Origin of the sequence: Bradyrhizobium sp. CCGUVB1N3 (assembly GCF_024199925.1) — a bacterium.
Taxonomy (GTDB): Bacteria; Pseudomonadota; Alphaproteobacteria; order Rhizobiales; family Xanthobacteraceae; genus Bradyrhizobium.
Genome location: NZ_JANADR010000001.1, coordinates 8813691 through 8828344, shown reverse-complemented (window position 1 = coordinate 8828344; position 14654 = coordinate 8813691). Strand labels below are relative to the sequence as shown.

The following is a 14654-nucleotide window of genomic DNA, read 5'->3' as shown; positions in this document are numbered from 1 at the left end:
CGATGTTGCCGAGATTCGATCGCCCGCCCACAATTCCAGGTCCTGAGACAAAGGGCAGTGATGACTGATGATGAAGTCGAGCAACGCATAACCAGGAATTTGCGTTATACATTCGATCTTGCCGACGAAATTCTGCGATCGTCTGGTGAGGATGGTGGCGATGCTTTCCTGAAAGCGGTCGGCACGCTCGCTCAAGTTCTCTATCTGATTACGGACGACGATGATCGCGAAGAGTTCATCCAAGAGGTGACCGCGACCTTGCGAAATTATTTAAGGCTTCTCGACCAGGTCGAAGACATGGGCGCAACCGTTGAGGCTCGTCAGCATTAGCCGCACTGGCGGATGCTTAAGGTGCACTCATGCGACGCAGGAAATACAAAGGTTTTGATGCACCGGGCGCATCACATTATACACGTTTCTGGGAGACTAGACGGGAGCCATGACATCGGTACTGTCCGCCGGTTGTGCGATGACTTCGACGATAGATGATCATCTGAATTGGCGTGAGGTACTATGAAAAGGCTGGCCCCCGATCCAAATATCGCCGATACGGCGCCAACGGAATCAATCCTGACACCCTACGACTGGGAACATCTGGTCACCTACTGGCGCCTCCTCGACGCCAATAGAGAAGGTGCCGACTGGCAGGAGGTCACAAAGGTCGTCCTGCGCATCGATCCGGACCGTGAACCTGATCGTGCAAGGCTGGCCTATGACAGCCATCTGGCCCGCGCCCGGTGGATGAGCGAGCATGGCTACCGTCATCTCCTGCGCAGTGACGGATCAAGCCTGAATTGATGCGGCACGAAGTGCCGACCGGCGTGCGCCAGAGGCGCATCGCCCACCTGAAATGGCACCCGGACCGCGTGAGCATAGCGACGCCGCAGGCGGCACGCGGGACGAGTGGTGCGACGCGACCGGTTTAAAAAGGCACCCGTCTGGATGGGCAGTGATAGCGTTCGCCGACCTGTCCTCCGAAGCCTTGGCGTAGGAGGAAGGCGAGCCCTTTCAGCGAGTGCCTCCGGCGCGGAGCTCATCAGGTCTTGCGCGAAGGGGCGTTACCTGAAAGGCCGAGACCCCGGCTTCCTTCGGGGGCTCTATGCCGCCCGCGAAAGCGGGCGGCATAGAACCTGCCCGGCGCAGCCGGCGCGCCCATGAAATGTTGTCTGGGCTTGCGACGTCACGGATCATCAACTTGGAGCCGGATATCTCGCTATCCGCTCGCATTTCCGTCTCGGTGACCCTCCGCCGTCCGTTCAGACGTTAGGTTATATCAATTGTTGAGCCGTCCCGAGCGCGTCAGTTCCATCCATTGACCACGCCACGCGTGCTTCTCCGGCCTTTTCGCACCGGCCTCGGCTGATGGGCGCAAGCGCGTTGCGCTCGTCCGCTTCGCTCCCGCCCAAGGTGCGCCCGCCTCGTCCGTCGCAATGGCCTCCGTCAGACGGCCGCGATTGGCGCGGTCCAGCGATGGAGGAAACGATGCTGCTCTGGACGATAACCGAACTGATGCATCTGACGCGTGACGAGCTGTGCAATCTGGACGGCAACATGCGGCACGCTCTGGCGGAATTCGAGGCCGGCACGTGCGAGAGAGACGCCGTACTTACGTCGCTCGCAAACATCCGCCGCGCGATGGTCTGGCGCGGTCTGTACTATTAGGGCTCTAGCCCATTCCTCAATTCACCGCGTGTCATCCGGCAGGCTCGCGTCCGGCTGACGCACCAGGAAGTAGGTTATGCGGCTGTCCCAGCCATCCAGCGAGAGAGCACCGTACCGGTCGGCCAAGATCAGGCGCCGTTGATCGAGCAGACCAATGAAGTTGTCCGGCGCATCAATCGCCTGGCTGATCGCGAAGTACTACCCGAGGCGCCAGGCGCTGATCCCGCGCATGGGCCGCCTTCCGGGCGTTGATGGCAAGGCGAAAATGAGCAAGCCGCAGGGCAACGCGATCGCCCTCGCGGCAACACCCGACGAGGTTAGCGCCTGAGGATGCGGCTGAGGTCAGCGTGACGGCTCGGGCGGATCTTGCATGTGAGCTTGCAGGGCAGACCAGGCTTCGGCGTAGCTGAAGTGTTCGCATGTTGTCTCGGCGACCAGAAATGTAGCGGCGGCGAGCAGCCTTGCGCGCTCGAGGTACGGCAATTGGTCGTACGGGGGCTTTGGGTTCGGAGACGGCACTCCCATGTGGCAGGCGAAATACCACCGGACGCAGTCTAAAGATGAGGATGCTGTCGTCTCGTCTAATGAAGCGCAGAATTTGGTCTTAGGGGCAGCAAGAACGGGACTGAACAGGGTGAGCGCCGATGCGATTACCGTGACAAAGGGTAAACGAGAGCGGGCGCGACGATCATCAGCATTGGCCACGGAATACGTTGGCCGACTGCGAGGAAGCGTCTTTGAGGAGATCGCGCTCATTTTGAACCGGTTGGTCTGGAGGAGGTTCGACGGAGGTTCTTCGCCGCCAATGCTGCAGCGATAGCGGCACCTCCTTCACAAGCCTCAAGCAGCTTCACGAACACATAGATGCCTACGTCAGCGCGTACCACGACAAGCCGAGCCCTTCGTCTGGACCAAGAAAAAGGTCCGTCAACGCCGTTTCAAACGGCCGCCGTATCACTTAGCCCTGATTCCGGGTAATAGGAAGGCAAACGCTCTCGCGCCTTCTCCCTCGTAACGAGATCGAGCTTTGAGTGACTGTTCATTTCGTAAGGCGCTCACTCAACTGTCTCGCAATCCAAAGTTCTAGGCTCGCACCTTGGCAGGGCAAGCTTGCGAGAAGCTGACGAGGTCAGAAGATCTCACAGTTGGACCAACTGGGACTACGTTCAGTTCTCAAGAAGGGGAGCCGCGTGTTTCTCGACGGCGTATTCTCAATCTCATCGCCAACCAATTCGCCTCGGGCAAGATCTACGCTTCGCATCCTTGATGAATTTGGACTTCGCAATGTGTCGCCCGCTCGTCCGACGCTTGCGCCTCATATCCGGTTTTTATTCATCGGCTCGCACCTTTGATCCACGCTTCGTTCAGACCCCGCCTCGCGACGGCAGCAGCCCTTGCGTGCGGTTCACTGACCTCCATCCCCATCGGGTTGGGTGGAAGCTTGGACTCCTTGCTCGCGCTCGATCCCATTTCGACACTTCTCGAGCCACTCGTCGAGCAGGTCTATGCCCTCTCCGCGACCAACCACCCGATCCGCAGCTCAGTCCGACGCAACTCGTCCGGCTGGTCGTAGACGCCCAAGTGCTCGATCCCGGTGCGGGGACAAATGTGTGTATCCGTGCCGAATTCCAGCTGTGGCTCGGCAAGCGTCGTGAGTTTCATGCCGCCGTTTCTTCTGCCACATCGGCAACGTCCTCGACTTCATCATCACATGGCTCCGCCTCGTCGGCCTCGCGAGCGTCGAATTCGACGAGGGCGAGAAAGCGTAGTCGGAAATCCTCGTCCTTGCTCTCGCCGATTTTGATCTGAGGCCTTCATCGTCGTTACGCTCCTCCCAGCCGAGGGGATTCGGCAGCGAAAACTCTAGCCAAAAATGGTCCAGTTTGCTGGCCTCTGAACCGCCCCGGGTTTGCCGGAGGCAATTTGGTTTAAGTTATGCCGCCATGGCGGGTTGTTCCAGCATGGCGTAGTAGCGTTGCTCGGCTTCGGCCGGCGGGATGTTGCCGATGGGCTCGAGGAGCCTTCGGTTGTTGAACCAGTCCACCCATTCCAGCGTCGCGAACTCGACGGACTCGAAGCTGCGCCATGGCCCGCGCCGATGGATCACCTCGGCCTTGTAGAGGCCGTTGATGGTTTCGGCGAGAGCGTTGTCATAGGAGTCCCCGACGCTGCCGACAGAAGGTTCGATACCAGCTTCAGCCAGACGCTCGGTGTATTTGATCGAGACGTATTGGCTGCCCCTGTCGCTGTGGTGCACGAGCCCGCCGCGATGGACCGGCCGGCGATCGTGCAGGGCCTGTTCCAGCGCATCGAGCACGAAGCCCGCATGCGCCGTGCGCGAGACCCGCCACCCCACGATCCTGCGGGCGTAGGCATCGATGACGAAGGCGACGTAGACGAAGCCGGTCCAGGTCGCGACATAGGTGAAGTCGGAGAGCCAAAGAACGTTCGGCCTTGGCGCCCTGAACTGGCGGTTGACGTGATCCAGCGGGCATGGCGCGGCCTTGTCGCTGATCGTGGTCTTGACGGGTTTGCCGCGGATGACTCCTTGCAAACCCATGTCCCGCATCAGTCGCGCCACCGTGCAGCGGGCAACATCGAAGCCTTCCCGCTCGAGCTGCCGCCAGACCTTGCGCACGCCATAGACCCGGAAGTTCTCATCGAACACCCGCCGAACCTCGATCTTCAGGGTAGCGTCCTGCCTGGCGCGCGCCGACAGCCTGGCAGGATCGCGCCGCCTGGCCACATGGGCGTGGTAGGTCGAAGGGGCGATCGGCAAGACCTTGCAGATCGGCTCGACCCCATGCGCCCCACGATGATCGTCGATGAAGGCGATCATGGCTTGGACCGGCGGTCGAGCTCCGCCATCGCAAAATACGCGCTCGCCTTGCGCAGGATCTCATTCGCCTGCCGAAGCTCACGGTTCTCCCGCTCCAGCGCCTTCAGCTTCTCGGCCATGTCGGTCGGAACGCCGGCCCGGTGTCCGCTATCGACTTCGTCCCTCTTGACCCAGTCGTGCAGCGTCTGCGGTGTGCAGCCGATCTTGGCCGCAATCGAGGTCACGGCCGCCCACCGCGACGGGTGCTCGCTCGCATGATCCAGAACCATCCGAACCGCACGAGCCCGGACCTCGGGTGAAAACTTGTTCGTCGTCTTGCTTGTCATGGCTCCATCCTCTCAGGAGTTGGAGCCTCCGGCAAACCCGTGGCGGTTCACCTCAGATCACGCACCAACAGCCTCTTAGGCTCGAAGTTGTTGAGCGATAAAGTGAGTCCCTTTGGACTACAGAGCCTGTTGTAAATCTCAACGCGGAGCGACATTTCCTGCACAAACCGATCATCGGTCGTAGTGAAGGAGCAGCTTAAGGCTGGAGTTCCACTCAACTGTTAGCTTTGCTAGGCCGCGTACTCATCAAGCGGCTGGCCGCCTGATGTCCCCCCCCAACAGCGGCGGAAAAGCGGACATCTCCCGAGGTCGCTGAAGGGCCCAGAAGCAGACTTCGACTCTCGCGTGAACAGAAGAACAGCTACCGTCAAAATCAGATCATGCTGGCGCGAGCGTCTCAGAAAATTCGGTCGACCGGCAGCCCTAGCGCGATCGCGCCGGCGTATTCCATCTGTGGCTCAGATTTTAGCGGATGATAGCGTGCCGCCTGGATATCGCGAAACCGTCTCTCCAATCCCGCCAAGCGATAGAACCCAACACCACCGGCGAGCTCCATGGCAAAATCCACGGCTCCTATCGCATGTCGCGTCACAAGTTGCTTGCCGATCATCACTCTGTTGACCGTGTCGGCAGACGGAGCATTGAGCCGGACGGCTCCAAGCATCGACTCGTGCGCAAGACGAGCGGCAGCCAGCTCCGTGTCCATGCGGCCGGCACGTTCGAGAACGTAACGAGTCACTTGCTTCTGCTTTGCCAGAGAAAGCGCAATATCGCGCGCACTTTCGGCGACACCAAGGTAGACAGAATAAATAAGCGGCATGGAGATTGTCGCGATGACTTCGAATAACGGATCCCATTCGCCGGCCTTCCGCCGCGCGGCAATAGCAGAATCCGGGACAATGTGACCCTCGATGACCAGGTCATGCGAGCCCGTTCCGCGCATGCCTAGCGCACGCCAAGTGTCGAGGACCCTCACCTGCGGAGAATTCAATGGGATACCGAAGTGAAGAACCGTTGGTGGCTCGCCCTCATTTTCCAGGATGGCACTGGTCATGAAAAGGTCGCCGACCGGCACGCAAGACGCAAACGCCTTACGCCCTGTTATGCGATAGCCTCCGTCTACCCTTTCAGCTTTGCCGGAACCCGCGATCCAGTCGGATCCGCCGCTGGTAACCAGCAGGATGTGCTCTGTTGCAATTCGCTTGAGCAGCGCTTCGACCGTGGTGACCTTTTGGTGCTTCCACCGCCAGGCGGCAGTGGCGACCGGATGGGTATGCATAGAAAGTGCGAGCGCCGTCGAACCGCAGTGATAGCCCAACGTCCGCAACATTTCCGCCAGCTCGTCGATACTGGCGCCACCACCGCCTAATTCGGCAGGGACACCAGCCTCGACCAGGCCGGCTGATCTCAACAGCGTGAAATTGTCGGCGATGAACCGGTCTTCATCTGTCGTTTCGTTGGCGCGTTGCGCCAAGATTGGCCCAAGTTCGCGCGCGACGTCAACCGCGGTGCGAGTCTCCGCGGCTCGCGCGTCTCCAGCAGCGTTTGCGCTCATGATATTCGTGGCTCACTTGCGTTCGTTTTTTGAACCAGCTTGCCTCGCTCCTGCTCGTTGCCTGGCGGTGATGTCAGGAGCGGATTTGAGAGCCCATTCATGTTGATCGGGCTGTACAGGAACCACGCCCCTAATCGCTCGCGAAGCTTCCGCGGCCCGATAACTTCCATCCGTTCGGAGCTGATGGCCCTCCCGAGCGCGAGCTTGCCTACCCAGACGTGGACCATCGTCCGGATATCCGTTGTGATGTAAACGTCAACCGGAAAGCCGGGGTCAGTCGGACAGAGATCCACAGTCCCTCGATCGTTGACGATCCACCAGCGGCGCTTTGCCTTCGGAGCGTCGGTGAAGTCGAATTGAACCGTCACGCGGCGCACTCCGAACACGCTCGGATCGACGCGCCGCCTGATATTCCACGTGAGAATGGTTACGTCGAGGTCGCCGTCCTGAAGTGGGTCCTGCGCGTAGCAAAGACCCCACTCGCCCAGATGTTGAATGACCGGCGCAAGTGCGCGGCCGGCCTGTGTGAGATGCCATTCGGGTCGCCGCGGGTTGGTGCCGCGGCGCTCGACGACGCCGACGCGTTCCAATTCCTTGAGCCGCTTCGATAGCAGCGTCTGCGACATCAGCGGAACGCCGCGCCGGATATCGCTAAAATGCGTGCTGCCGGAAAGCATCTCTGCCACGACGAGCGGAGTCCACCGCTCGGCGACGATCTCGGCGGCTTTGGCGATCGGGCAGAACTGGCCATAGCGCATCATGGCGGCATCATACTCCAGGTGGCGCGGGCGTGCTGCTCCAGTTTTTGGACTAACGGGGCTCATCGTCCCCGGCCATAGTCCGCCCGCGTTGACGGGCATGCCGCCCGCTGACCATGAAGCGAGTGGAGGATGCGATGCACAAAAGGGCAGTTCTTCTGGCAATCGCAGCGTCATGTATATCGACTTCGGTCTGTGCAGACGTGATCAGCGATTGGAACGAAACAGCTGTGTCACTCGTGACGGCCAAGCAGGTTCCGCCGCCACAGGCCGAGCGGACAATGGCGATGGTGCACGTGGCGATGTTCGATGCGGTGAACGCAATCGAGCGCCGCTATCAGCCATGTATAGTGCAGATGCCGTTGCCCGGACCAGCCTCGAAGGAGGCCGCCGCGGCGACGGCGGCCGGCATGGTGCTGGTTGGTCTCTATCCCGAGGCCGCAGAGCCAAAGGCTAGCTTGGCCGCTTATCTCGCTGCCATGCCGAGCGGTGATGCAAAGTCGGCGGGTGTCCGCCTCGGCGAGGCGGTGGCGGCGCAGGTCCTTGAGGCGCGAGCGAACGACGGCTCGCAGGCCACGGACACGTATCGCTCCAAGACGGTAGCCGGCGGCTATGTCCCGACAGCGCCCGTGGTCGGGTTCACGTGGCCAAATTTGAAGCCATTTGCCCTGACGAGCGCCTCGCAGTTCCGACCGAAGCCACCGGTGCCGCTCGGCAGCGAGCAATGGGCTGCCGACTATAACGAGATCAAACTGCTCGGTGGGCGCACCAGCACCCTGCGCTCCGCCCGGCAAACCGAGGATGCCCGCTTCTGGCTCACGCCCGGGCCGGTCATCTATTATCCCGTGGTGCGCCAACTGGCCGCGGCGAAGAACCTCGATCTCGTCGACGGCGCACGGTTCATGGCGCTCGTGGCGATCGCGAGAAACGATGCCTTTGTGGCTGTGTTCGACGCCAAGTATCACTACGAATTTTGGCGCCCAATCACCGCCATCAGGAATGGCGATATCGACGACAATCCCAACACCGAGAGAGACGCTGCCTGGCAGCCTTTCGATAACACGCCGATGCATCCGGAATATCCGTGTGCACATTGCATCATGTCGGGGACGATCGCGTCGGTCGTCGAACAGCTGTTTGGCACCGCCGACGTACCGGAAGTCACTTTGACGAGTCCGACTGCCCCGGGCGTCAGGCACAGCTGGACCAATATGTGGGCGCTGACCGACGAGGTGTCGCAGGCCCGCATCTCGGCAGGCTTCCACTATCGGTTCTCAACGAAGGTCGGTGAGGACATGGGGCGCAGTATCGGCCAATACGTCGTCAAGCGCGTCATGCAGCCTACAAACGTTTCCAGCGCACGTTGAACCATCCGCTCGCTGGGGCTTGCCCGTTTGCGCGCCCCAGCCAACAACGTCGCGAGTGCCGACTGCGGAGGTCGTTCAGGATAGAAAACGAAGCGCGACTGAGGCCCTGACGTCTGCAATGGGTCACGTGACAAAGCTCAAGGTGAGATAGTACGTCTGCTTTCGGGCGGAAAGCGCCTGCTTGGCGAGCTCACGTTGAGCTTGCCGTCCGAGCCGTGATTCAAACTCCCAAACTGGGGCTCGAATCATGCGCTACGAACTAACCGACTGCGAGTGGGCTGCCATCAAGCCAATGTTGCCGAACAAGTCGCGGGGCGCACCGCGGGTGAATGACCGCCGTGTACTTAACGGCATCTTCTGGATCTTACGATCCGGGGCGCCATAGCGCGATCTGCCTGATACCAGCAAGTGCGGCGACAAAATGATGCGTCACGCCCTTTACGAAGCTGCAAATTCGCATCTCAGGATCGCGAAGAAATGGTCGGTCCTGCGCGCGTGGGTGTGAAGCTCGCAAAACGCATTTGATTGCGGAGTTTGGCAGCTTTCGCTGAATGAAGGGGATGATGTTGCCGGTCTGGCGATCCTTCACGATCAAGCTTGGTTCGCCATCGCAGCGGCTTCTGCAGCGGCGCGCTGCATGCTGGTCGACATCTCGTTCGTCACTGTGCTCTGCTCCTCGATGGCAGCGGCAGTCGACGTCACATACTCACTGACATTGTTGATGGCCTGCTTGATCGAATTCAGCGCACCGACAACGTCCCCCGAGATACCGTTGAGACTACCAATCTCAGCGGCGATCTTGTCGGTCGCCTGCTTGGCTTGGTTGGCGAGGCTCTTGACCTCGGAGGCGACCACCGCAAAGCCCCGGCCTGCTTCGCCCGCGCGCGCGGACTCGATCGTGGCGTTGAGCGCGAGCAGGTTGATCTGTCCGGTGATGTTGTTGATCATCTCGACAATACCGCTCATCGCCTGCGCGGCCTCAGTGAGGCGCTGGGCCTGTGCATCGGCGGCGGCGACCTGATCCACCGCACTCATCGCGGTCTCGCGTGACTTGGTCATGGCCTCCGAGATCTCACGCACCGATGCATTGAGCTCCTCGGAACCTGCGGCAACCGACTCCATCATGCCGCGGACCCGTTCATTGCCCAGGCGGACCAGCACCTGTTTGGTGGTGTCGGTCGCATATTTGACGACCTTGAACGGCTTGCCGTTGAGATCGAGGATCGGATTGTAGGAGGCCTGGATGTAGACCTCCTTGCCGCCCTTACCGATGCGCTTGTACTCGGCCGCCTGGTACTGGCCACGGTTGAGCTTGGCCCAGAACTCGCGATAGGCCGCGCCGTCGCGCTCCGTAGGCTCAACGAACATGCTGTGATGCTTGCCCTTGATCTCGGCAAGAGAGTAGCCAACCGTGTGCAGAAAGTTCTCGTTTGCGGTGATGATCGTGCCGTCCATGTTGAATTCAATCACCGCCTGAGCCTTGTCGATCGCGGCAAGCTGGCCGGCAAGGTCGACATTCTTTAGTTTTTCCGCGGTGACATCAGTCGCGAACTTGACCACGCCGAACGGCTTGCCGTTGTCGTCGAGCAGCGGATTGTAGGAGGCGAGGATCCAGACGTCGCGGCCGCCCTTGCCGATGCGCTGGAACTCACCGGCTTGGTATTCGCCGCGGTTGAGCTTGGCCCAGAACTCGCGATAGGCCGCGCTGTCACGCTCGGCCGGCGGCATGAACAGGCTGTGATGCTTGCCCTCGATCTCGGCGAGCGAATAGCCGAGTGCCTTGCAGAAATTGTCGTTGGCGGTGACGACCGTGCCATCGAGCCGGAATTCAATGACGGCTTGCGCGCGGCCGATCGCGGCAATTTTCGAGGCGTCCGTCATGCTGCGGATCTTCTTCGCGGTGATCTCGGTCGCGATCTTAGCGACCATCACCGTCTTACCGTCACCGCCGAGCACCGGATTGTAGGATGCTTCGATCCAGACCTCGCGGCCGTCCTTTGCGATCCTCTTGAACTCCGCCGCCTGGAACTCGCCGCGGGCCAGCGCCGTCCAGAACGCGCGGTACTCGGCGGTGTCGCGCTGGTCCGCCGGTACGAACATGGAGTGGTGCTTACCTTGGATTTCGTCCAGCCGGTACCCGAGAGCGTCGAGGAAATTTTTATTGGCCGTGACGATCGTCCCGTCCGGTTTGAACTCGATCATGGCCTGCGAACGGCTGAAGGCGTCGAGCTGCGCCCGAGCGTAACCATGAACTTTTCGACCGAACATCGGCTTTCCCCCAAATAAAGATGACTTATCGGAAGCGCACGCCAACAGGCCACGCTTCAACGGGCGGGATGATCAAAACTACCGACTGGCGAGATTCCGGGGATACTCTGCTTGAATTGTCGTCTTGCGCGACTTGGAGATTTAGCTCTCCGACCCTGCTCGTACTCAAAATAAGCAAACGCCGATATTTTGGGCGGTGGAGGCAAAAAAGACGTTAACTTCACTATCAAAAGCAGGAAAGCCGGCAGAAAATCAATGACTTGCTCAACCGTCGATAGCGCCACGCTGGCAAGCAATACTTTTGGGCGCATGCGGCAGCCATGCCAGCGAAGAGTCTGCAATTCGTCGAGTGACCGGTGGTCGGCGACAGCTTTGCTCCGCCGCGGATTTTGTATCTGTGGCCCAATAGCTCGGATTGCGGAATGGCCAATAACGGAGTGGAGCCGGACGCCTAGTTCTCGCCGCGTCGAGAGCAACACCTTACGTTGACTGGCGTAGCGGAGGACGCATCTTACGAGCATTGTCCTGAGGAATTTCAGACGCGCTGATATCGCGCGTTTTCGGGCCGTCACGCAGGATTGCAGCGGTCGCGCAGACTAAATCGAGCTTGAGCGTATTCCAAGCTGCATGAAATGCCATGGACCGGCCGGCGTCCTCAAAATCAGTTCGTGTGGCGACTAAACGCGCGTTAAAGATTCGTGACAATTTTGGAGCGCGAGACGCGGTCATAAGAAAAAGTGACGTGACGTGTTCTGCGTGCGGCGCGGGTTTCCGTCGTCTCGAACTATGGTCCGAGCCTGGAGAGAAAGGCGAGTACTGCTGCCCGGTCTGCAATAGCACGCTGGAGGTTTTCGACGGCACCCGGCTAATCGCCTACCGCCTTACGGTCGAGCCGTCCGTCAGAGCCAAGCGCGTTTAGGACCGGCACTCTCATAGCGAGAGGTCATTGCGCATGTGCCAGCCCGACGTTTTTGCTTGCGCTCGCTCTGCGGCTGTTGTCATTTTTCATCCACTCTTGTTTTGATTCCTTCGACAAGGTAACCATGAGCGCGGGATCACCTATTCAGATTTAATGATTAGATGGCTACGATCCTGAACTTTCCTTACCCCGACCCAGGCAGGTCCGAACAAGACCGGTCGCATTCGGAAGCTTCCGAACTCATGAGCCTTGCGGCATCCTTGCTTTCGAAGATCCACAGTGAAGGAATTCGTACGGCGAACGATCTGCGTGACGTCATTGTCTTCCTTGAACGCGCAAACGCATGCATTCGGCTTCTCATTGGCCGGACCGAAAGCGAGACAACTCGAAAGCGACTGGAGGCGCAGTCCAGGAGGATTGATCAACTTATTGCAACGACGCGCATGGATGCCGCACATCTGTTTGAGTGACATTGTTGGACGTTCGCAGTTGCGGCACTTCGTTAGTCGCCCGTGAACAAGGCTCTAAGCGATTGAGCTGGACTCTGTTTTTGGGTTTGGGTGGCGTTGGATATTGCAGGGATTTGGGGCTTGAGGCTTCCAAACCCTGCAAATTGGTTTTTGGATTTCCTTTTGCTGCGGGCCATGTTTCTGTGGTGCATCGGAGAAGACGATGCGGCCGAAGAAGCACAAGACCACGGGATCGAATGACCTGTTCCGGGCGCGGCTGGACCAGATCATCAACATGAAGCACGAGCTGGTTCTGCTCGCCGGCAAGGTCGATTGGGACTGGATCGACGGCGAGATCGCTCCGCTCTACAGCGAGAACGGCCGGCCCGGGATCGAGACCCGCTTCATGATCGGGCTTTTGCTGCTCAAGCACATTTACGGGCTGTCCGATGAGGGGGTGTGCGAGCGCTGGGTCCACGATCCGTATTTCCAGTTCTTCACCGGCGAAGAGTTCTTCCAGCACACCTTCCCGCACGAGCGCTCGGACCTGAGCCATTGGCGCAAGCGGCTCGGCGACAAGCTGGAGTTGCTGCTGGCCGAGAGCCTGCGGGTGGCGCACGCGGCCGGCGCGTTACGCGGCCAGGACCTCAAGCGCGTCACGGTCGACACCACGGTGCAACCGAAGGCCATCACCTTTCCGACTGATGCCAAGCTCTTGCATGCGGCCATCAGGGGTCTCAACCGCCTGGCGAGACAGCACGGCGTCAGGCTGCGGCAATCCTATTCTCGCGTGGCCAAGGCAGCCGCGATGATGGCGGGTCGCTACGCTCATGCCAAACAATTCGGGCGGCATCAGCGGCAGTTGCGTATCTTGCGCAGCCGGCTGGGCCGGATCATCCGCGACATCCGTCGCAAGATCGAGGACCAACCAACACTGGAAGAGGCGTTCGCACTCCCCCTTGGACGAGCCAGCCAGATCCGCTCACAACAGCAGCGCCAGCGCGGCTGGAAGCTCTATTCCTTCTTCTGTGGTTGCCGTCCGTGATGCAAGAAGATTTTTGACCTGCAAGCATGTGATCGAGTGCGCGCTTCTGTGAGGCCTTCATGTGCGGCCCTTCAGATGCCGCCGGCCGGGATGGTGATCTGCGGATCAAGTCCAAATCTTTCATTCGAGCTCGAAGCTCCAGGAATACAGCTGGTTTCCTGATCCAGATCTTTCGATCATTTGCCCATGCAAGTCGTCGTCTTCTCACACTCCCCAACGTACCGGCGTTAGATTGAGGCCCGCTGCGGACTGATCGTCATGCAGCGGCCCCTAGCGCCGGATCTCGATAGTTCTCCTTTTTCGTCAGCATCGCCCAGATGGCGCGCGCCATCTTGTTCGCGAGTGCGACCGCCACGAGCAAACGCGGCTTTCTGAGCAGTATGCGACCCAGCCAGGTTTTCTCGCTTATGGATTTGCGTCCCAACCAGCTCAGGCGGGACATCGCGCCAATGATCAGGAGTTTACGTATGTCCACTTGGCCGGCCTTCGACGCCCGGCCAAGCCGTTGCTTACCACCCGATGAATGTTGCCGTGGCACAAGCCCCAGCCACGCGGCGAAATCTCGGCCGGATCTGAATGTCTCCATCGGCGGCGCGAAGGCCTCAATCGCCAGCGCGGTGATCGGGCCCACGCCGGGCATCGTCTGCAGGCGCTTTGCCGTCTCGGTCTCCGTAGCTAGCTCCTTAAGTCGCACCAGCATGGCCTGGATCCGTGCGGTCTTTTCAGCGATCTGCTGCAACATATCGCGGCAGAGGTCACGCACGAGCTTCGGCAAATCACCCCGCTCCTGGTCGAGTATGTCGTGAATCTGTTTTATGCCTGGGCTTCCTTGCGGAGCGATGTAGCCGTATTCATAGAGATACGCGCGCAAGGCATTCGTCAATTCGGTGCGCTGACGAACCAACTGCTCCCGGTTTCGAAACAGAACCGCCCGCGTCTGCTGAGACTCGGTCTTGATTTCGACAAAACGCATTTCCGGACGCTGCGCCGCGTCAACGATCGCCTCGGCGTCGGCCGCGTCATTCTTCTGACGCTTCAAGAACGGCTTGACGTAGCGCGGCGAGATCAATTTCACGTCGTGTCCCAGCTTGATCATCTGCCGAGCCCAAAAATGGGCCCCGCCGCAAGCCTCCATCACCACCACGCTCGGCGCCTGCTCAGCCATGAATTTGTGGAATTGAGCTCGCGAGAGCTTCTTGCGAAACTTCACGTGCCCCGTCATCGACGCGCCATGCAGTTGGAAAACATTTTTTGCCAGATCCACGCCGATCATCGTATCCTTCGTCACGGTTGTCGTCCTTTCCGCTCAGTGGCTGTGAACCACCCTTTTGGCACATTGCGATGCCGTCAGGGATGGACGGCAACCATCCCATCTTTCATGCCCCGGAGGTGGAGTGCATCGGCAAAGGCAAGGCCGCTGCGCCTTACGAGTTAATGGCATGGACCACGCCCGCTCTCAGCGGCAA

Annotated in this window: 11 protein-coding genes, 3 pseudogenes and 1 other annotated feature; of the genes and pseudogenes, 9 read left to right on the top strand and 5 right to left on the bottom strand. The window is 59.9% G+C overall.

The window, feature by feature from the left end; all coding sequences use genetic code 11:
• The first annotated feature begins 60 nt into the window (after positions 1-60).
• The 6 genes and pseudogenes from NLM33_RS41685 to NLM33_RS49425 all read left to right on the top strand — a co-directional run bounded on the left by NLM33_RS41685 (position 61) and on the right by NLM33_RS49425 (position 3235).
• Positions 61-330: a hypothetical protein gene (locus tag NLM33_RS41685; protein ID WP_254104217.1), complete on the top strand. Its 270-nt coding sequence runs from the start codon at positions 61-63 to the stop codon at positions 328-330.
• Between the two features lie 183 nt (positions 331-513).
• Positions 514-798: a DNA -binding domain-containing protein gene (locus NLM33_RS41680; protein WP_254104216.1), complete on the top strand. Its 285-nt coding sequence runs from the start codon at positions 514-516 to the stop codon at positions 796-798.
• A 684-nt stretch (positions 799-1482) separates the two neighbouring features.
• On the top strand, positions 1483-1662 hold the full coding sequence (locus NLM33_RS41675) for a hypothetical protein (RefSeq protein WP_254104215.1): 180 nt from the start codon (positions 1483-1485) through the stop codon (positions 1660-1662).
• Between the two features lie 154 nt (positions 1663-1816).
• A complete protein-coding gene (locus NLM33_RS41670; protein WP_371930064.1) occupies positions 1817-1990 on the top strand; it encodes a hypothetical protein in 174 nt (57 codons plus the stop codon).
• Between the two features lie 490 nt (positions 1991-2480).
• A pseudogene (locus NLM33_RS41665) lies at positions 2481-2677 on the top strand (hypothetical protein); the annotation flags it as partial.
• A 426-nt stretch (positions 2678-3103) separates the two neighbouring features.
• Entirely contained in the window at positions 3104-3235 is a 132-nt protein-coding gene (locus tag NLM33_RS49425) for a hypothetical protein (RefSeq protein WP_256570590.1), read from the top strand.
• 360 nt (positions 3236-3595) lie between these two features.
• On the opposite strand, the gene NLM33_RS41660 is transcribed toward NLM33_RS49425, so the two are convergent.
• The 3 genes from NLM33_RS41660 to NLM33_RS41650 form a co-directional block, all read right to left on the bottom strand.
• A protein-coding gene (locus tag NLM33_RS41660) for an IS3 family transposase (RefSeq protein WP_254094988.1) occupies positions 3596-4827 on the bottom strand; the annotation gives its coding sequence in 2 pieces (ribosomal slippage) (positions 3596-4536 and positions 4536-4827; 1233 coding nt in all).
• Positions 4427-4543 (bottom strand) — a sequence feature (AL1L pseudoknot). It overlaps the preceding gene by 117 nt.
• A 397-nt stretch (positions 4828-5224) precedes the next feature.
• Positions 5225-6382, bottom strand: coding sequence for an acyl-CoA dehydrogenase family protein (locus NLM33_RS41655; RefSeq protein WP_254104214.1), 1158 nt, complete (start codon positions 6380-6382; stop codon positions 5225-5227).
• Positions 6379-7143: a helix-turn-helix domain-containing protein gene (locus NLM33_RS41650; protein ID WP_254104213.1), complete on the bottom strand. Its 765-nt coding sequence runs from the start codon at positions 7141-7143 to the stop codon at positions 6379-6381. The genes NLM33_RS41655 and NLM33_RS41650 overlap by 4 nt, the downstream gene beginning before the upstream one ends.
• Positions 7144-7421: 278 nt before the next feature.
• Between NLM33_RS41650 and NLM33_RS41645 the strand changes: the two genes are divergently transcribed.
• Positions 7422-8507 carry a vanadium-dependent haloperoxidase gene (locus NLM33_RS41645; RefSeq protein WP_254104212.1) on the top strand — a complete coding sequence of 362 codons (1086 nt, stop codon included), beginning with the start codon at positions 7422-7424 and terminating at the stop codon, positions 8505-8507.
• A gap of 247 nt (positions 8508-8754) precedes the next feature.
• Positions 8755-8889: pseudogene (locus tag NLM33_RS41640) on the top strand (transposase); the annotation flags it as partial.
• A gap of 209 nt (positions 8890-9098) precedes the next feature.
• On the opposite strand, the gene NLM33_RS41635 reads toward NLM33_RS41640, so the two are convergent.
• Positions 9099-10775, bottom strand: coding sequence for a PAS domain-containing methyl-accepting chemotaxis protein (locus NLM33_RS41635; protein WP_254104211.1), 1677 nt, complete (start codon positions 10773-10775; stop codon positions 9099-9101).
• Positions 10776-12366: 1591 nt separating this feature from the next.
• On the opposite strand from NLM33_RS41635, the pseudogene NLM33_RS41630 reads away from it, so the two are divergent.
• Positions 12367-13167: pseudogene (locus tag NLM33_RS41630) on the top strand (IS5 family transposase); the annotation flags it as partial.
• 277 nt (positions 13168-13444) lie between these two features.
• Here NLM33_RS41630 and NLM33_RS41625 read toward each other — a convergent pair.
• The gene (locus NLM33_RS41625) at positions 13445-14476 is read right to left on the bottom strand and encodes an IS110 family transposase (RefSeq protein WP_254104210.1); all 1032 of its coding nucleotides are present in this window, start codon (positions 14474-14476) and stop codon (positions 13445-13447) included.
• Between the last annotated feature and the right edge of the window lie 178 nt (positions 14477-14654).

Bases quoted from the DNA above. Each gene is read 5' to 3' on its own strand.
- NLM33_RS41655 (WP_254104214.1), bottom strand. From the start codon at position 6,382: ATGAGCGCAAACGCTGCTGGAGACGCGCGAGCCGCGGAGACTCGCACC.
- NLM33_RS41645 (WP_254104212.1), top strand. From the start codon at position 7,422: ATGGCGATGGTGCACGTGGCGATGTTCGATGCGGTGAACGCAATCGAG.
- NLM33_RS41680 (WP_254104216.1), top strand. From the start codon at position 514: ATGAAAAGGCTGGCCCCCGATCCAAATATCGCCGATACGGCGCCAACG.
- NLM33_RS41675 (WP_254104215.1), top strand. From the start codon at position 1,483: ATGCTGCTCTGGACGATAACCGAACTGATGCATCTGACGCGTGACGAG.
- NLM33_RS41635 (WP_254104211.1), bottom strand. From the start codon at position 10,775: ATGTTCGGTCGAAAAGTTCATGGTTACGCTCGGGCGCAGCTCGACGCC.
- NLM33_RS41670 (WP_371930064.1), top strand. From the start codon at position 1,817: ATGAAGTTGTCCGGCGCATCAATCGCCTGGCTGATCGCGAAGTACTAC.
- NLM33_RS41685 (WP_254104217.1), top strand. From the start codon at position 61: ATGACTGATGATGAAGTCGAGCAACGCATAACCAGGAATTTGCGTTAT.
- NLM33_RS41650 (WP_254104213.1), bottom strand. From the start codon at position 7,143: ATGATGCGCTATGGCCAGTTCTGCCCGATCGCCAAAGCCGCCGAGATC.